At 57.2% G+C, this 17,486-nt stretch carries 18 protein-coding genes; 13 read left to right on the top strand and 5 right to left on the bottom strand.

Going from position 1 to position 17,486, the window contains the following annotated elements; translation table 11 throughout:
- Window positions 1–414, bottom strand: a complete 414-nt coding sequence (rpsP, locus tag ACQQZ8_RS07100) for a 30S ribosomal protein S16 (protein ID WP_265159261.1) — start codon at window positions 412–414, stop codon at window positions 1–3.
- A 412-nt stretch (window positions 415–826) separates the two neighbouring features.
- Here rpsP and ACQQZ8_RS07095 point away from each other — a divergent pair, with 412 nt between their 5' ends.
- The 4 genes from ACQQZ8_RS07095 to ACQQZ8_RS07080 all read left to right on the top strand — a co-directional run bounded on the left by ACQQZ8_RS07095 (window position 827) and on the right by ACQQZ8_RS07080 (window position 4,164).
- Window positions 827–2,002 (top strand): thiolase family protein, encoded by a 1,176-nt coding sequence (locus tag ACQQZ8_RS07095; protein ID WP_431711963.1) that lies wholly within the window; start codon window positions 827–829, stop codon window positions 2,000–2,002.
- 61 nt (window positions 2,003–2,063) lie between these two features.
- Entirely contained in the window at window positions 2,064–2,693 is a 630-nt protein-coding gene (locus ACQQZ8_RS07090; RefSeq protein ID WP_431711962.1) for a LysE family translocator, read from the top strand.
- A gap of 65 nt (window positions 2,694–2,758) precedes the next feature.
- Window positions 2,759–3,232 (top strand): DUF3237 family protein, encoded by a 474-nt coding sequence (locus ACQQZ8_RS07085; protein WP_431711961.1) that lies wholly within the window; start codon window positions 2,759–2,761, stop codon window positions 3,230–3,232.
- Window positions 3,233–3,429: 197 nt separating this feature from the next.
- Window positions 3,430–4,164 carry a hypothetical protein gene (locus tag ACQQZ8_RS07080; RefSeq protein WP_431711960.1) on the top strand — a complete coding sequence of 245 codons (735 nt, stop codon included), beginning with the start codon at window positions 3,430–3,432 and terminating at the stop codon, window positions 4,162–4,164.
- Here ACQQZ8_RS07080 and ACQQZ8_RS07075 read toward each other — a convergent pair.
- Window positions 4,161–5,036 carry a VOC family protein gene (locus tag ACQQZ8_RS07075; RefSeq protein WP_431711959.1) on the bottom strand — a complete coding sequence of 292 codons (876 nt, stop codon included), beginning with the start codon at window positions 5,034–5,036 and terminating at the stop codon, window positions 4,161–4,163. The two genes, ACQQZ8_RS07080 and ACQQZ8_RS07075, sit on opposite strands and share 4 nt — an antisense overlap.
- A 206-nt stretch (window positions 5,037–5,242) precedes the next feature.
- On the opposite strand from ACQQZ8_RS07075, the gene ACQQZ8_RS07070 reads away from it, so the two are divergent.
- Together ACQQZ8_RS07070 and ACQQZ8_RS07065 are read left to right on the top strand one after the other, a co-directional pair.
- Window positions 5,243–6,319: a thermonuclease family protein gene (locus ACQQZ8_RS07070; protein WP_431711958.1), complete on the top strand. Its 1,077-nt coding sequence runs from the start codon at window positions 5,243–5,245 to the stop codon at window positions 6,317–6,319.
- A gap of 287 nt (window positions 6,320–6,606) precedes the next feature.
- The gene (locus ACQQZ8_RS07065) at window positions 6,607–7,110 is read left to right on the top strand and encodes a hypothetical protein (RefSeq protein WP_431711957.1); all 504 of its coding nucleotides are present in this window, start codon (window positions 6,607–6,609) and stop codon (window positions 7,108–7,110) included.
- A gap of 47 nt (window positions 7,111–7,157) precedes the next feature.
- Here the strand turns inward: ACQQZ8_RS07065 and ACQQZ8_RS07060 are convergent, their stop codons facing one another.
- On the bottom strand, window positions 7,158–8,342 hold the full coding sequence (locus tag ACQQZ8_RS07060; protein ID WP_431711956.1) for a hypothetical protein: 1,185 nt from the start codon (window positions 8,340–8,342) through the stop codon (window positions 7,158–7,160).
- 319 nt (window positions 8,343–8,661) lie between these two features.
- Here ACQQZ8_RS07060 and ACQQZ8_RS07055 point away from each other — a divergent pair, with 319 nt between their 5' ends.
- Window positions 8,662–10,374, top strand: a complete 1,713-nt coding sequence (locus ACQQZ8_RS07055; protein ID WP_431711955.1) for an AMP-binding protein — start codon at window positions 8,662–8,664, stop codon at window positions 10,372–10,374.
- Between the two features lie 159 nt (window positions 10,375–10,533).
- Entirely contained in the window at window positions 10,534–11,091 is a 558-nt protein-coding gene (locus tag ACQQZ8_RS07050) for a hypothetical protein (RefSeq protein WP_431711954.1), read from the top strand.
- An 89-nt stretch (window positions 11,092–11,180) separates the two neighbouring features.
- Here the strand turns inward: ACQQZ8_RS07050 and ffh are convergent, their stop codons facing one another.
- On the bottom strand, window positions 11,181–12,746 hold the full coding sequence (gene ffh / locus ACQQZ8_RS07045; protein WP_431711953.1) for a signal recognition particle protein: 1,566 nt from the start codon (window positions 12,744–12,746) through the stop codon (window positions 11,181–11,183).
- Window positions 12,747–12,924: 178 nt separating this feature from the next.
- On the opposite strand from ffh, the gene ACQQZ8_RS07040 reads away from it, so the two are divergent.
- The gene (locus ACQQZ8_RS07040; protein ID WP_431711952.1) at window positions 12,925–13,617 is read left to right on the top strand and encodes a DNA-3-methyladenine glycosylase; all 693 of its coding nucleotides are present in this window, start codon (window positions 12,925–12,927) and stop codon (window positions 13,615–13,617) included.
- A 115-nt stretch (window positions 13,618–13,732) separates the two neighbouring features.
- Here ACQQZ8_RS07040 and ACQQZ8_RS07035 read toward each other — a convergent pair whose 3' ends face one another.
- Entirely contained in the window at window positions 13,733–14,950 is a 1,218-nt protein-coding gene (locus ACQQZ8_RS07035; RefSeq protein ID WP_431711951.1) for an ammonium transporter, read from the bottom strand.
- Between the two features lie 569 nt (window positions 14,951–15,519).
- Between ACQQZ8_RS07035 and ACQQZ8_RS07030 the strand changes: the two genes are divergently transcribed.
- The 4 genes from ACQQZ8_RS07030 to ACQQZ8_RS07015 all read left to right on the top strand — a co-directional run bounded on the left by ACQQZ8_RS07030 (window position 15,520) and on the right by ACQQZ8_RS07015 (window position 17,458).
- The gene (locus ACQQZ8_RS07030) at window positions 15,520–16,041 is read left to right on the top strand and encodes a hypothetical protein (protein ID WP_431711950.1); all 522 of its coding nucleotides are present in this window, start codon (window positions 15,520–15,522) and stop codon (window positions 16,039–16,041) included.
- 526 nt (window positions 16,042–16,567) lie between these two features.
- Window positions 16,568–16,849 (top strand): type II toxin-antitoxin system RelE/ParE family toxin, encoded by a 282-nt coding sequence (locus tag ACQQZ8_RS07025; RefSeq protein WP_431711949.1) that lies wholly within the window; start codon window positions 16,568–16,570, stop codon window positions 16,847–16,849.
- Window positions 16,836–17,138 (top strand): HigA family addiction module antitoxin, encoded by a 303-nt coding sequence (locus ACQQZ8_RS07020; protein ID WP_431711948.1) that lies wholly within the window; start codon window positions 16,836–16,838, stop codon window positions 17,136–17,138. The genes ACQQZ8_RS07025 and ACQQZ8_RS07020 overlap by 14 nt, the downstream gene beginning before the upstream one ends.
- Window positions 17,135–17,458 carry a hypothetical protein gene (locus tag ACQQZ8_RS07015; protein WP_431711947.1) on the top strand — a complete coding sequence of 108 codons (324 nt, stop codon included), beginning with the start codon at window positions 17,135–17,137 and terminating at the stop codon, window positions 17,456–17,458. The genes ACQQZ8_RS07020 and ACQQZ8_RS07015 overlap by 4 nt, the downstream gene beginning before the upstream one ends.
- Window positions 17,459–17,486 lie beyond the last annotated feature (28 nt).

Below are 17,486 nucleotides of genomic sequence, written 5' to 3'. Positions count from 1 at the left end.
TTACTCAGCCTCGGTGGCTTCAGCAGCTTCGGCTTCGGCCTCGGCTGGCTTCTCAGCCTTCTTGGTGACGGCTTCTGGAAGGATAACCGAACCCTTCTGTGGAGCAACGAACTCAGGCTTAGGCTCGGCAACCTTCAAGGTGCCTTCCTGGCCTTCGATGCCCTTGAACTTCTGCCAGTCACCGGTGATCTTCAGCAGTGCGTGAACCTGCTCGGTTGGCTGAGCGCCTACCGACAGCCAGTACTGAGCGCGATCGGAATCGATCTTGATCAGCGATGGGTTCTCGGTTGGGTGGTACAGACCGATCTCTTCAATCGCACGGCCATCGCGCTTGGCACGCGAGTCGATGACGATCACACGGTAGTGAGGGGCGCGCATCTTACCGAAGCGCTTCAAACGAATTTTAACGGCCACTTTTGTGGTCACTCCTGTTTTCTCAACATGGTCGAGCCAACGGTTTTGCGCTTGTGGGGCAAGCCATACTAGGTCAGCTCTAAGGACAGGACCTGACATGGAGAGAGGGGCCACATCAAATCGAGTACCCTGCAATTATGCCAGAGCGGGTGAATATAAACCAACTTGTTGGCTTGTGTCCTGCATAACTGTGCTGGTGCAGATCCGCACCGCAGCGCGGGGGAAATCCGCTATTCACGACTCCGCGCGATTAGCGCATCACAGATTTCGGCTCAAGATGATTCTAGCCAAGGGCAGCAGGCTTTGGTCCTCTACTGCGTTCCCGAGGTAAATGCGCGCACCGACCGGGCGATTTTAGGAGTACTAACCCGTAGACTGGCAGCCAGAATCGTCACCAGTGCAGGAGAAGCAGATGATCAATAATGACAAAATCACCATCATCGCCGGAGCACGAACCGCGGTGGGGCGCTTCAACGGTTTATATAAGGATCTATCGACCACTGATTTGGGTGCCGCAGCGGCGACCGGAGCGGTACAGCGCAGTGGGGTACCTAAAGATGCGATCAATGAGGTCATCATGGGCTGCATCGGTCAGGTTGGCCCCGAGTCCTATAACGCACGGCGCGTTGCACTCGCGGCGGGTTTAGCGGAATCGACAACCGCGTTCAACGTCAATCGGCTCTGCGGCTCAGGGGTCCAGGCGGTTTTCAGCGGCGCACAGTCCCTAGCTTTTGGCGCCACCGAAGTGGTGGTGGCCGGAGGCAACGAATCCATGACGAATATGCCCTATCTAGATTACTCTGCAGCGTCCGGGCGAAAACTGGGGCACCGCAAACTCTTGGATGGAACCCTGGCCATGCTGACTGATCCCTTTAGCAATCGGCATATGGGTACCACCGCGGAAAATGTGGCGGCGAAGTACCAGATCAGTCGTCAGGAGCAGGACGTTTTCGCGCTCCGTTCGCAACAGCTGGCGACCGCAGCAACCGCGCGTGCGGTCTTCTCTGAAGAGATTGTGGATCAATCACTCAGTGGTTCGGCTCAGCAAGACATCGATGAGCATCCCCGTGCCTCGGTCACGCTTCAGTCTTTGGCGGAGCTAAAACCCGTTTTTGATCCGCAAGGTTCGGTGACCGCCGGAAACTCTTCGGGCGTCAACGATGGGGCGGCGGCCTTGGTCTTGGCTCGGCAGTCATGGGTTAAATCCCATGGTCTTCGCAGCCTTGCCACCATTGAAAAGGTGACGGTTACGGCGATGGATCCGGCGTATATGGGCTATGCCCCCACCTTTGCACTACGAAAACTTTTTGACGAAACCGGTCTGCAACCCGCGGATATTGACGTGCTGGAACTCAACGAGGCCTTTGCGTCACAGGCGTTGGCCGTGATTCGCGATGCCGAACTGATCCCCGAACGGGTCAATCCCTATGGTGGAGCCATTGCTTTGGGACATCCGGTGGGAGCCACCGGGGCGATTCTGACGTTGCGTGCGGCCATGGAATTACAACGCAAAGATCTCACCTACGCGGTCATTAGCCTGTGTATCGGTGGCGGCCAAGCGATTGCAATGTTACTCAAGCGCGCCTAGACCGCTGGACTAAGTGACGCGCCATTCCGCTACGCGGTTCATTCGGCTTTATCCTTGAGTCATGTCTGTTCTCACGGCCCTACTGTCCTTCGCACTCGTTGCTGGACTGATGGCTCTGGTTCCCGGAGTGGATACCGCACTCATTTTGCGCACGGCTGTGGCACGCTCACGAACTGAGGCTTTCTTGGCAGCCGCGGGAATCTGTACTGGCGTGCTCGTCTGGGGAATTATTGCAGCCGCTGGCGCTTCTGCCATCCTTGCTGCCTCCCAGCTGGCTTACCAGCTGTTGACGTATGCGGGTGCCGGCTACCTCATTTTCCTGGGTGCCCAGATGATTTATCGCAGTTTGCGCCGCGGCTCGACTGACACGGTAGTGCTGGATGTGCCGGGCAAGAAGTCACGCGTCTTTGGCATGGGGTTACTGACAAACTTGCTCAACCCGAAAATCGGGGTGTTCTATTTGGCGGTGATCCCGCAGTTCACTCCCCCGGAAGCTAACGCCCTATTCATGGGTGCGGGTTTAGCTGCGGTACATGTGCTGCTCACCCTAGTGTGGGCCAGCGTGTTGATTTGGGGTGCAAGCCTGGCTAGCCGTTGGTTGCGCAGCTCCAAGGCCGTGAGCATCATGGACCGGATCACCGGTACCGTGCTGATCGGTTTCGGGTTGCGTCTAGCCTTAACCCGCCCGTAGCGGGCACCTGGGTTTGGGCTCAGATCATGCAGCGCCCACCTCGGGCCGGCGATTAGGCTGGTCCCATGCATCAGATGCCCACACCCCCAGAGCTTGAATTCTTTGCCTCCGTCACCGTGGAGGTTGATCCGCCCATCGACATCGGGCAAACCATCGATGGAATGCGCACAGTCGTTCCGATCCGCGGCGGAAAGGTGCACGGTGCAGGGTGGACTGGACGCGTGCTCGACGCTGGAGCCGATTTCCAGCTCTACCCCAGTAAAACCACCGCATACCTGCACGCGGTGTACGTACTAGAGGCCGAAGACGGAAGTCGTCTGTTCGTTGACAATCTTGCGCTGCGTACGGGTGCTGCTGAGGACCTAGCCAGGTTGGTTAGCGGTGAACCAGTTCATCCAGACCGGATTTACTTTCGCTTTAGCCCGAGAATAACGACTGCGGCGGACAACCCTTTTGCGTGGGTTAACGACACCGTATTTATCGGTTCGGGACGCAGACTTCCCACGGCGGTCCAACTGGACTTCTTCGCGGTGCGCTAGATTCTTCGGATTAGCCGCAAGGCTGATCATAGTTTCCTTGACGCTTTTCAGAAGAGGATCTCTGAATCAACGTCACCACGTAGGGTTGACATAGATTCGAACTAATCCGGGGTGACCGATGTGGATCGTTTCATCGACAATTTACCCACGTCGCGGTGCGGTCTATGACGGATTAGCTGAGCCAACGAAAGGTCACGATGCCCTCTATCTCACGTTCACGCACCACGCTTGTCGGCGTTTTGGTTTTCACAATGCTCGCGGCGGGCTGTTCCGCGGCAAGCCTAGACTCAGAAGAATCGCAGAGTCAGGGCGTTCACGAACAGCAAGATCAGGATGCGCAATCCACGGTCGCTGCTGACAGTGTTGAGCTAGCTAATGGCTATTTCTCGGTAGACCTGCCGCAGGATTGGAGCATGCGTGAGATTGAACCGGTGTACTTTCAGTACAATCAGGAATCGGCCACCAGTGTGGAATTCCTGAATTCCGAGGGTCAGCTTATGGCCACATTGCGCACCGGAGCGGACTCTCTCGCCGAGAACGCTCTGCCGAGCATTCCGGAGAATAATATCCTCCTCGACGGCAGTAGCCTGGATTCCACCGAGGGACCACATTTCGCGTTCATTTCTGCCTCCGCAAACCCGGATACTGCCCTGATCGCGTTGACTGAAGTTAGCCCCGATCAACAGGCCGAGTTTCAGCCACAGTCCACCGCCTTTAACTATCAGGGTGGCAGTGCCAGTTTCGAACGAAAAATCGGCCCGGATGACGAGCTGACCAGTGTAGATCCGAATCTCCACGGCACGCAGCGCATGCGCGCTTACCTGGAGACTGAGGAATACGCGCAGCTGAAGACCTTAATGACGTCCTTCACCCAGCTCAAGGACGTCACGGTCGACCCACCCCAGGACCCCTCAAGCACACCGGAGGGTTAGTTCACGGCCACGCGCAAGGCGTTGTTCCATGGATCAAGGAAACGTAGTTCCGCACCCGTGTGGTGATTCGCCACCTTAGCGTGATCAAGGCGTGCGGCAATCTTGCCCAGCTCGTCCGCGGTAGGCACATTGATCAACACCTCGCCCAACCCTAAGGTGTCCTTGCGTGGGCCGGCACCGCGCGAATTCCACACGTTCATGGCCATATGGTGGTGGTAGCCACCGGCGGACACGAAGAGCGCGGTATTCCCCAAGGTTGCGGTGGCATCAAAGCCAAGTGTCTGCACGTAGAACTGGTGGGCGGTAGCCACATCGCCTACCTGCAGGTGCACGTGTCCCACTCCAGCGTTGGAGCTAGTGAGATTGGAGACCGCGGCTTCACTCAAGTGGGTATTCAAGTATTTATTCGGATCGAGGTAGATGGTGTCCATGGCTACTTCACCATTCGTCCACTGCCACTGATCGCGTGGGCGGTCCCAGTACAGCTCGATACCGTTGCCTTCCGGGTCAGTGAAGTAGAAAGCCTCGGACACCAGGTGATCGCTGGAACCAACGAAGCGTGTCTGATCAAAGCGTGCAGCCGCATAGACGGTGGCGGCCAGGTCCGACTGATTGTCGAACAGCAACGCGGTGTGGAACAGTCCAGCTTCACCCTGCGCAGGTAGCTTGAGTCCCGCGGCGTTTTTCAGGTTGATTAGTTCCGTGTTGCCACGTCCCAGCACAGTACCTTCGGCGTTTTCCGAGAGGACATCAAGGCCCAAAGCCTGCTGATAGTAGGTGGACATAGTTTTCATGTCACCCACCTTCAACTGCACAGCATTCATGGTGAGTTGGTCGGTGAGTTTATCTTCGGCGATGGTGGTCATTGTCATCCTCTTTCCGCTAGTTCCTGATTGCTTTCAAGCCTAGCAGAATTTAGTTGAAGCTTCAAGCATAAACCTACGGAGGCCTACATTACTGCACGAACAGGCCGTCACAATCGGATCTAAGTTGAACTTTAAACTAGTCAGTCGTTCAATTGGTGCTGAGGTCACTCAACAAATCACTCGCAGAACTTGGGGAAAGTAGTCCGTGCTCGATGAAAATTAAAAATAAGCTGATCGTCACACTGGCCTCGTTGGCTTTGCTAATTACCGGAACAGGTTGTTCTTTTCTGCCGTCCAATGATTCACGCGGAATTGTCATGCGGATTATCGACGGTGACACCGTGGATATGCGAATCGCAGGAAACGAAACGCGGGTTCGTCTATTAAATATCGACACCCCCGAAAGTGTGGATCCCAACAAGGCGATTGAATGCCTCGGGCCAGAGGCTACCGAGTACCTCAAAACCCTGCTAGCCCCAGGCGACGAAGTCGAGCTTGAATACGATATTGAGCGAACAGATCGTTACGGACGCACACTTGCTGGAGTGTACAAGGACGACAGTCTAGTCAACGCCGATATTGCCGCAGCCGGATTCGGAATCGCAGTGAAGTACGAACCGAATGTTAGGTTCTACGACGAGGTTCTGGCCGCTGAGCAATCGGCCAGTACTAACGCTCGCGGACTGTTCAGTCCTCAGATTGAGTGCACGCTTCCTGCTCAGTTCGAAGAAGCCTATCAAGCCTTGGATAATGTCTCACACGAACTTAGTGACGATATTGATGAAGCTGGCTCCCTTGCCGGCCAAGCCGCAGCAGCCTTAGTCATAGGCTATGGCGCAAAGTCAGCGATGGAAGCACTCACCCCAGATGGTCACCCAGTGACACATACTTTACTAACTAATCGTTTTACTGGATCAGCGGCTCGACTGACTACAGCGATGGAAACCGTAGAATCCACGGAACGTTCCCATCTGGACCAACAGGAGAAGTTGATCCAAGCCGAAGAGGCGCGACTAGAAGCAGAACGCAAGGCAAAGGCAGAAGCTGAGCGTCTAGAGCGGGAAGCAGAAGCTGAGCGTCTAGAGCGGGAAGCAGAAGCGCGCAAGCAGGAAGAACAGCGGCAGGCCGCCATTGCTGAGCAAAACCGGGCCAAGAAACAAAAACAGAAAAAGTCCACGCCGATCGCGCCCCGCAAATCGAAGCAGAAGAGCACTCCAAAGAAGACCAAATCGAATTACACCGGACCACGCTGCTACGCTCCTGGTGGCAAGACCTGGCGCCCATGCTAAGCAGCTGCTCCGAATGCCCGGAGTAAAAGGCAATACCTCCATCATTTCTTCTGCACCTTGCGTGTAGCGAGAATTTGGTAGCTATGCTGCACATCGACGGTTCTTGTCGAGAGAGTTAGCATTCCTATCAACCAAACACTGTTCGTCGGCACGATGAACTGATAGGCGCGAACCTCTTGACGGTATTTCAGCGGGCCCAGAGTAAAAATTGTCAATCTTGGGAAACAACGCGCCGGTGACGCGGATTTGTCCGATAGATCAAGGGGCGCATCGTGCATACTCGAAGCATGGAGACTTTAAAGAGCTTCGTCGAGAATTACTCGTTGGCACCGCAGATTGTTGACCACGGGAAAGTTCCTCCTGGCCTCATTCTGGAAGCTACAACCACTCGGCAGCTCGCAGTGGTGGAGTCTTTTATGCGCTACTGGTTTCACGAAACGAGTTATGGCTTCGGTGTGCAGATCACTTATCCCGGACGTAAGTATTTCCTGATTCTGCATCCCGAAAAACACCAGGGATCCAAGAGTGTGGCCATCGGAGCCATGGAAATCTCCGGATACCAGAGCGATGAACCGATACTGGAATGGATTTGGTTGCACCCGCTCTTTCGCAAGGGAACCGCCAAAGGCTCCGTCGGTGAAGGATACGCTGCCCCAGCGTTGAAGATACTACTGAACATCTTCCCGTCCCTTGAAGTGCACCTCTCCAAGACACTGGGCCCAGCGCGGCACCGAATGCGTGATCTGTGGCGGCGAGTTCACGCCACACCCGATACCGATACCCAGAGCTAAAAACTACTAGCCCCGGGGTGAGGCCTTTCGTACTTCTCTTGGCTTGGCTAACCCTTGATTCTTTTGCCTAGTACGTCACGGATTCCGCGCGCCAGATAGTAGATCGCGTCGGAGTACCAGAAGAACATAATGGTTCGTCGCCATCCGGTTCCGGGCTTTCCGATTGATTTCATCCACCGGTTGGCCGCGTACCCAGCAACAAGGACGCCCAGTGAGGAAGAAATGAGCGCGGTGGGGCTCCAGCCAGTGCGGTAGACCAGCTTCATTACTCCCCGCGCCGAATCGATTTCTTCGTCCACCGCGAGGTTCAGCCCGGTGACCAGCCCTGCACGCAGGTGCTCAAACTCCTCTGGGATCGGCTCCCCGTTGGCTAAATCAACCATCTCCTCGGGCAAACCCAGTGCCTGAACGAAGTCACGCAAGGCATGCTCATCACGTTCGGCACTCAAAGTTTGCAATGGCGCAACAGCCTCGGGCCACAGCTCTGCCAACTGGTCTAGATCATCTTGATCCACGCCCTTGAGCCAGAGTCCTAGGTCTTGCTGTAACTTAGCTGCCGGGCTGCCAGCGGCGACTGCTGGGACCGGGCGGTCACCCACCGGCATCCAGTATTCGACGGCGGCACTACCCTCGATGTTCAGGGCACCCCTGCGAGCATGAAGCTGGATGTGATACATCGCATCATGCCGGGTCAGTTCCAGCGCCGGAACCATCTTGCGGTTGAGCGTCAGTTCCACGGGCGCGCCAGTTCGAACCGCCAGCATGCCCTGGGCATCCTCGCGGACTCTCCAGCCACCGCCGTGACCCATGGCAGAAAGCGCCAATTCGCTGCGTGGCACACGTGGTCCTGCGATCACCTGCGGGGTGAGCCCCACTGGCAACTCGCCATGGATCGAGTCGTCTTCTAACCCGAGACCCGTTCCGCTGACCAAATCACCGTCAAAGTAGATGGCTTCGGCGCCACTGGCCTGAAGCAAGGCCTCACCAAGTTCAGCGGGCTTCAGCGAGGTGAACGAGAGCTCGCCGGCAGCATCAGCAGTCAGCGGCACCTCATATTCATCAATGCTCAGTTCCGCGCTCACCAGGGTCGTCTGTTCCCACACTTCGCCGCTACCGCAATACCCCACTAGGTTCAGGGCACTGAGCGCCTCAAAAACCCGCTGGTCGGCATCACTGTGCTGTCCACGAAAATGAAACTCCAAGGAGAGGACGTTGAATTCTTCGGTAGTCATAGACTTCTTTCGTTGGAGAAAATCTCACCTATTGCTCATCCTACGGGGCACAACGCGGCGGAGGCATCACCCCTTGGAGGGATAAATACGCCAAGACCGCACACGCGGTACCTCTCAGGGCTCAAGAAACAACTCCCCCTTTCCGGGCAGCTCACCTCCCCCACGACAACCGAATTTGAACAGATTGTCGGGAAAACTCAACTCGAACCCGCAGATTGACGCAACACTTCGCCAAAAGTGGTCAGCAGCGTATATTGGCAACAGAATCAGCTGCCTGCGATGTCGGGTTTTCTTCAAACTGCGGGAAAAGGATCAGACCATGTCAACGAATTTCGAGAAATTTCGCGCGGCCCGCGACATGCTATTGGATGCCCGAGAAGACTACTCGCGGGCACGGCGGGAGTTCAGTTGGCCCGAGTTCACCGACTTCAACTTCGCTTATGACTGGTTTGATCAGATCGCCCAGGATCCTCGCCGCGCAGATACTGAGGCCCTGATTATCACCGAAACCGATGGTCACAGTGTCCGGTACACGTGGGCTGAGCTTTCTCAGCGGTCCGCGCAGGTGGCCCGCTGGTTCAGCGATCAAGGTTTCAAACGCTTGGACACGATGATCGTGATGTTGGGTAATGAGATTGCCCTGTGGGAAGTCATGTTGGCCGGAATGAAATTGAGCGCCGTGCTGATCCCTTCCACCACCCAGCTGACCGGGGTTGACCTAGCAGATCGCATTGAACGAGGTCAAGCGAATTGGGTTATCAGCAATGCGGAGCAAATCCCGAAGTTCGCTCAGGTGCCAGGTGACTATCGTCTGGTGCAGGTCGGCGGAGAAACAAGCGGTGAGACCCTAGATTATGCGCAATCGCGGTATGCCGAGCCTGCTTTCCAGTTGGCTGAACCCACCGCAGCGGATGAAAATCTGCTGTTGTACTTCACCTCGGGAACCACCTCACGTGCCAAGCTCGTGCAGCACACCCAGGTCTCGTACCCGGTTGGGCATTTGGCCACCATGTATTGGATCGGATTAGAGCCCGGCGACGTGCACCTGAATGTGGCTTCCCCGGGCTGGGGTAAACACGCCTGGTCGAATTTCTTTGCCCCGTGGATTGCCGAAGCGACCATCTTTGTTTACAACTATGAGCGATTCGATGCGAAAGCACTGATGCAACAGATGGACCGCGAAGCGGTCACCAGTTTCTGTGCCCCACCCACGGTTTGGCGCTACCTGATCCAAGCCGACCTCAGCCAGCTGAAAAATCCACCCCGCAAACTGGTGTCGGCAGGTGAACCATTGAATGCCGAGGTAATCGACCAAGTACACCGGGCCTGGGGGCAGATGATTCGCGATGGGTACGGGCAGACCGAAACCACCGTACAGGTGGCGAACCCTCCCGGGGAACGCATCACCATCGGTGCGATGGGCCGCCCAATGCCCGGCTATGAGGTGGAGCTGCTTGATCCGAATACCGGAGAACCTGCCGAGCTGGGCGAAATTTGTCTTCGGCTGGACCCACGACCCGTAGGGTTGATGAAGGGGTATTTCCAAGATCCGCAGACCACTCAAGAGGCCACTCGCGACGGTTTTTACCGCACCGGAGATATCGCCGAACGAGATGAACACGGGGTATTGACCTATGTAGGGCGGGCCGATGATGTGTTCAAATCCAGCGACTACAAGCTCAGCCCCTTCGAACTAGAATCAGTAATACTAGAGCACCCAGCGGTGGCCGAAGCCGCTGTGGTGCCCGCCCCAGATCCCATGCGTCTCACCGTACCCAAGGCCTTCGTGATTCTGGCCGAAAACTACGCACCCAGCGCCGAGGTCGCCGAATCCATCCTCGGGTACTGCCGGGAACATTTAGCACCGTATAAGCGAATTCGGCGGTTGGAATTCTCAGACCTCCCCAAAACCATTTCCGGAAAGATCCGCCGGGTGGAACTGCGACACAACGAGCACGAAGCACACCGGGAGGGAAACCCGCCAGCCAACGAATACCGGGATACCGATTTCCCCAGCCTACGCGGCTCCTAATCCACCACGCACCCGGTTCCTCTGCCTGCTACGGCTCGAAAACCCAGACCAGAGTCAGAGCTGAGTACGCTGAAGTTCATGCCACGGGTGGAAAAGAGCCCAAGGAAGTTACTGCCTCGGCCCGACGCGGCAGAGCAGGTAAATTTCTAGGCTGGAAGCATGATGAAAACCAAGCTCTTCTCCACTGTTGTTTTAGCCCTTCCCCTGGCACTGACCCTGACCGGGTGCACGCTGGCTGACTCGATGAGTAACAAATACGAGGCATCGGCCTCCAAGTCGGCCAAAACCTCCGAAGAAGGAGTGAGCTCCGGTTTGCTGCCGCAGTGGGTGCCTGCCGGTGGAAGCAATGTGAAGCTCGAACAGCGCAGCACCGGCCATGAGCGGATCTTTATCATGGACTACGCCGGGCAGATACCCGCCGAATGTCCCGCGATCGACACAGTCGGGCAGCCCACGGACGAAGAACTGGCCAAAGCCTATGCCAGTGATCCGCGGACCGAAGACATGGATCCGCAAGAATTCGTCACCTTCCGCACCCTAGAGGCTGACTGGTGGCCTGAAGGGACCGAAGAGAAAACCACCAATCTCTGCGGACGCTGGTGGGTCCACCTGAACGATTCCAAGCTCTATGCCTTCGCTGCCGATGTCTCCAGTGTGGCCGAGGCGATCGTGCAAGAACGGGCGGCTACCAAGAACGAGGAAGAATCGGCGCAGTAGCAACAGCCGAGGGGTCCCCTGCTCAATGGCACAAAGACTGAGGGTGCTGATCCGTGACGGATCAGCACCCTCAGTTTTTGTTGACCCGGTTACTTCCCGAGGTACTTCTCAAACCCTGCGGGCAGGTTCAGGCTCGACGGATCAAAGTCCTCCGGAACCCCGCCCTTGCCGAAGGCCGCACCGGCTGGAGCGCTAGTCTTCTTGTTTTTAGCTTCCAACTCGGCCTGAGCAGCCTTGGCAGGATTGCCGTACTTGACCTGCTTCTTGCCCTTGCCCTTGGCCTTCGCCTTGCGTGCCGCTCCGCGACCGGAGCCTGGCATGCCTGGCATTCCGCCTCCGGAAGCCATCTTCTTCATCATCTTCTGCGCTTCGGTGAACCGTTCCAACATCTGGTTGACCTCGGAGACCGATACGCCGGAGCCCTTAGCAATACGGGCACGGCGCGAACCATTGATGATCTTCGGAGCGTTGCGCTCGTGCGGGGTCATGGAGCGGACGATCGCCTCAACCCGGTCGATCTGACGCTCATCAAACTGTTCCAACTGCTGACGGGAGATCTGCGTACCGGGCATCATGCCCAGCAGCTTCTTCATCGATCCCATCTTCTTGATCTGGGCCATTTGCGCCAGGAAGTCATCCAGCGTGAAGTCTTCTTGGTCGGCGAACTTCTTCGCCATCCGCTCGGCTTCGCCCTTGTCCCAGTTCTTCTCGGCCTGTTCGATGAGCGTCATAATGTCGCCCATGTCCAGAATTCGGCTGGCCATACGATCCGGGTGGAAGATTTCGAAATCGTCCAGATTTTCACCGGTCGACGCAAACATGACCGGCTTACCGGTCACCGAAGCCACCGAGAGGGCGGCACCACCGCGTGCGTCACCATCAAGCTTGGAGAGCACCACGCCGGTGAAGTCCACGCCCTCATGGAATGCCTGAGCGGTATTGACGGCGTCCTGACCGATCATCGCATCGATGACGAACAGCACTTCATCCGGATCAATGGCGGCACGAATATTCGCGGCCTGAGCCATCATTTCGGTGTCCACACCCAAACGACCAGCGGTATCCACAATCACGACGTCGTGCAGCTTAGCTTTGGCCTCAGCCACACCATCACGGGCTACGGCTACCGGATCACCGGTTGGGGTGTCGAATTCACTGGACACACCCGGGTGTGGGGCATACACCGGAACGCCGGCGCGTTCACCGTTGATCTGCAGCTGCTTGACCGCATTCGGGCGCTGCAAGTCACAGGCCACCAGCATCGGGGTGTGCCCTTCGGACTTCAGGTGCTTAGCCAACTTACCGGCCAGCGTGGTCTTACCGGCACCCTGCAGACCAGCGAGCATAATCACCGTGGGAGGGGTCTTTGCCAGATTGATCCGGCGGGTTTCCCCACCGAGGATGCCTACCAGTTCCTCGTTAACGATCTTGACGACCTGTTGGCCCGGGTTCAAGGCCTCGGAAACTTCGGCACCCAGCGCACGTTCCTTAATCTGGGCAACGAAGGCGCGCACCACCGGGACGGCTACGTCAGCATCAAGCAGGGCGCGGCGAATCTCGCGGACTGTACCATCAATGTCAGCCTCGGAGAGCTTACCCTTGCCACGCAGGTTCTTGAAGGTGGATGTCAGGCGATCGGAAAGTGAATTAAACACGTGCCGGGCACTTCTTTCGGTAGGTCGTGTGGTGCGTCATCAAAACGCACAGGACTCAACATACAAGAATATCAATAATCCATCCCCCGCATTGCCGGATTCGCCGCTTCGCTACAGAACTCACCGTAAAATCACATTTACGGTAGGCCTTCAGCAAGGCTGTTGAGATACTGAGGACATGGATTCGCAGCTGTTTCTCTCCCCTGCTTTGGACGTAGCACCACGCTTACTGGGCGGTCTATTAGGCGTGAACTCGCCGCAAGGTCAGGTGACGGTGCGGATCACCGAGGTCGAGGCGTATCACGGCTTGGGTACCGAAGGCCCCTACGATCCGGGCGCGCACTCTAAGGACCGCAAAACCCCACGTAATGCCTCAATGTTCGGCCCACCGGGGCATGCCTACGTCTATCTGAGCTATGGAATCCACTTTGCCCTGAATCTGGTGTGCTCCCCCGAATCAATAGCCTCAGCCGTCCTGATCCGCGCCGGTGAAGTAGTCCAAGGAATCGACTTAGCCAGACAACGCCGCTCGGTGGCAACAGAACCGACAAATCCGCCACGCAGATCCACCATCTCGGATGCACAATTGGCGCGCGGACCGGGTAACTTGGGCAAGGCTTTGGGGATCACTCGCGATACTCATGATGGGCTGAGTTTGTTTGCCGACCCCTTCGACATCCAGCTCCCATCACAGCCACCGGAACGCGTGGCACGCGGTCCCCGTGTCGGAGTGGCCGGGGTGGCCGGCAGTACCGAATTCCCGTGGCGGTTCTGGATCCCGAACGAGCCATCGATTTCCAGTTTCCGGCCCGGACGCAATGCTCCAGCATGGGTATATGACCCAAGCCAGCACTTGATCAACGGCAGCTGATCTTTCCCACTGTTAGAAATGTGCGCGGATGGCACCGGCCAAACGACTCTGGGGCTACCTGCACCAACCACTGTGCAGGTAGCCCCAGACACTCGCTAAGATTCTGCGGAACCAGTTAGCGAATCAGCTGGTAACCAGATTCTTGATGTTCGGCAACATCGATTCCGGCTACTTCAATGTCGCTAGCCACACGCCATGGAATGATCTTGTCGACAACACTGGCAATCACCCAAGTGACCACGGCGGAGAAAATGATCACCACGGTGCAAGCCACCAGCTGGGAGATCAGCAGTGCGAATCCGCCACCGTAGAATAGGCCACCAGCGGTTTCCTCACTTGGCAAGGCGATGAACCCCAAGGCGAGGGTGCCCACCAGTCCGGCTACGAGGTGCACCCCGACCACGTCCAGCGAGTCGTCATAGCCGAGTTTCCATTTCAGACCCACCGCCCAGGCGGCGGCGGCGCCGCTAATAAGCCCCAAGACCAGTGCCGCCCACGGAGCCACATTGGCGCAAGCGGGGGTGATGGCCACCAGTCCGGCGACCAGACCCGAAGCCACACCCACCGAAGATGGCCGGTTACCCCGAACCTTCTCAACCAGGATCCATCCCAGAACCGCGGCGGCGGGGGCTGCCAGAGTATTGACCCAAATCAACCCGGCCTGTTCAACAGTGGTGGCGGCACCAGCGTTGAACCCAAACCAACCGAACCAAAGCAAGGCCGCACCGAGCATAACCAACGGGGTGTTGTGGGGCTGTGGACGATCATGGAAGTTGTGACGCTGGCCGAGCTTCAGTGCCAACACCAGCGCCGCCACACCGGCGTTGGTGTGAATCACCGCGCCACCAGCAAAGTCAATGGCTTCGCCGAAGTATCCGCCAAGCACCCCCTCAGCGCTGAGCATTCCGCCGCCCCAGATCCAGAAGGCGATCGGTGCATAGACCAGAGAAACCCAAACCGGCACGAAAACGAGCCAGGCCCCAAAGCGGCTACGGTCAGCGATTGCCCCGGAAATAATTGCTACTGCGATCATCGCAAACGCCCCGGCGAAACCAACGTCCAAAAGATCCGCCGGATCGGTCTGCGCTAGCCCGAAGTCGCTGAGCGGATTGCCGATCAACCCGGCGATGGCCGGCTGGCCAGCTGAGAGCGAATACCCCCAGAGCACCCAGACCACCGCAGTGATCGCGGCGGCCGAAAAACTCATCAGCATCATATTCACGACGCCGGTGGAACGTGTCATTCCTCCGTAAAACAATCCCAGCGCCGGGGTCATTAGCAGCACTAACGCGCCGGCAATCAAAACCCATAGGCTGGCTGTAGTTAGTTCCATCTCAGCCTTCTTCCCCTCATTACTGCGTTCAGTATTTTCCTGTGCGGGGATGGCGCTTCCTTGGGACAACCCCTGCTGTATCCATCTTTGACCTCGGATGTTTCGAGTCATACGTAGATTTCGTTACGGGAGTATGACAAAGCGGGGGCATACGTAACAGTCAATGATCGTTTGTGTTTCCAGGAGGTTAATCCGCTCCAGAAAGCCATGCCTAAGCCGAGTAATAACTGCCCATAAGTACCTCGGGTTAGACCTGTTTCAGAGTCATAAGATGGGCTCGGGCGCAGTGAATATGAGTCGGGAATTACCAGATTTGGTGAGGAATGCACGCACCACGCCGACCACGCCCGGTGTCATTCCCGCGTGGTGGACGCGCGATACGGACGGCAAAACCGCACCCTGCTCGACCGGTGCCGGACACCCGGGTCTGCTGGTGATCGGAGAACAACCTGGTCACCGCGGAAACGGATTTGAGTACGACCGTTCTCCGCGCTCAAATATGATGGTTTGGTTATTGTCTTCGCTTCAGCCGACAGTTTCGCACGAGCGTTCTCAGCCTTTGGAGAAAAATGCCTGCACGCCCTGTTCTTCCAATCTTCTGCGCAGTGATCGCACTGACGCTCGCCGGATGTACCGGCGGAACCGAACCGCCACCTGCCACGGAAACTCCGATCGCTTCGGATACGCGGACCGACGAGCCCGCGGCACCGGCCACCGCTGCTCCGAGCGAGGACGTACGCGCCACCCCCGTCGAGAGTTATCTCGCCTGGCTTGCTGCGTCACGGGAACCGGACGCAGCACTGGCGTGCTCGCTGATGTCCGATGAGCTGCAAAAACGCATGATCTCCGAGTTCTCGGCAAGCCTCGGAACACAGTTCCCCGACTGCAACACGATGATCACGACAACCGCGGCCATGTACACAGCTACCGGGGCAAGCGCTGAGGTCACTGTGGAGGTCGTCTCGGAGACTGCATCGGAAGCGACGCTGTTCTCTACCTATATCGGAACCGGCAAGTGCGGGACCATCCACCTCACTTCAACTCACGATGGCTGGATGCTCACGGAACAAAGCGAGGGATGCGTCAGCTAGTCGCTCCCAGACAAGCACGAACCCCAGAGCTGTAGCGAGCCGCCGCACACCACCGCCTCTGGTAAGACGAAAGACCGGGCTCAGCGCGGCCCGCGTTTCGGCAACGACGAACTCGCGGCTGAAGCCAGCAGACGCTGAATCGGAACTCGGTCAGCGATATCGAGATCGGGTCTCTGTTCTCGTGCCCGATGACGCCGGCTTCTATTCCGGAACCAGTCAGAGCCCTGCCACTCGATGCCACTCGTTCGCCGACAGGTCACTAGCTCATAAGAACTGAACGCCGGCAACGGACTCTACGTTCGACTGCGGCGTCGTCGGGCTCGGCCCCTCGGGTTCAGCGTGTCACTGGTAGCAGACGAAGTGTGAACCCGTTGCGTGTCCAGCAGCAGCGAGACCACTTCACATCAGACCATGCCCCTCCTCGGCGCTACGTAAGCCCACACCGAAGCAGTTGCAGGAAGGCGAAGCTTGCGACTGGAGGTTTAACGTCTAGCGTTATTAACGCGCCGCGTTATATGCTTAAGTGGTGATCAGATCGTTCGGAAACAAAGACACCGAACGATTGTGGCGACGCGAACGTGTTCGGTCGATTGATCCTCGGATTCACTCGGTCGCTCTGCGCAAGCTTCGTCAGGTGGGGGCCGCAGAAATTCTCGACGATCTTCGTGTCCCGCCAGGTAACCGGCTTGAGGCGCTTAAGGGCGACCGTTCCGGGCAGTACAGTATCAGAATTAATAACCAGTGGCGGATCTGCTTTATCTGGACAGACACTGGACCAGAGGAGGTGGAGATCATTGACTATCATTGACAAGATTCCCCCCATTCACCCGGGCGAGATTCTCATGGAAGATTTCATCAAAGGGTTCGAGATTACGCAGAACCGGCTCGCGGTGGACATTGGGGTGCCACCCAGGCGCATCAATGAGATCGTTCATGGCAAGCGTGGAATTAGCGCCGACACTGCCCTGCGGCTGTCAAAGTACTTTGGCACGTCGGCAGAGTTCTGGATTAACTTGCAAAGCCACTACGAACTCGAACGGGCTGAGGACATCGCAGGGGATCAGATCGCAGAGATTGCTCCGTTGAAGGTCGCGTGAGCAAGAAAGCTATCGAAGCGGGCCATCTTCTCACCTTGTGCGATTGGGGGAGGCCGGAACTCGCCGAGCTCTTCGAGGTCGTCGATCAGTACGCGGTTGGTGCGGGGCCACGGTTCGAGGCTGCAGCGGCCATGTTCTTTCCTCCTTCGAGTCTGCGCACACGGTTGTCGTTTGAACGGGGTGCCTCGCAAATGGGCATACAACCTGTCACGTTCCCGCCTGAGTCGCTCGATAGGAACGAGGATCTGACGGATGTGGCCGCATATCTCAGTCAATGGGCGAGCCTACTTGTCGTTCGACAGTCCGACATTGGAGTCTGAGAGCGGCTCGCTTCGGCAAACGTGCTGC

The sequence above is a fragment of the Glutamicibacter uratoxydans genome (genome assembly GCF_050753455.1).
Lineage (GTDB): Bacteria > Actinomycetota > Actinomycetes > Actinomycetales > Micrococcaceae > Glutamicibacter > Glutamicibacter uratoxydans_A.
Note: the sequence above shows the minus strand (reverse complement) of the source record. Positions and strands in the feature narration are given on the sequence as shown.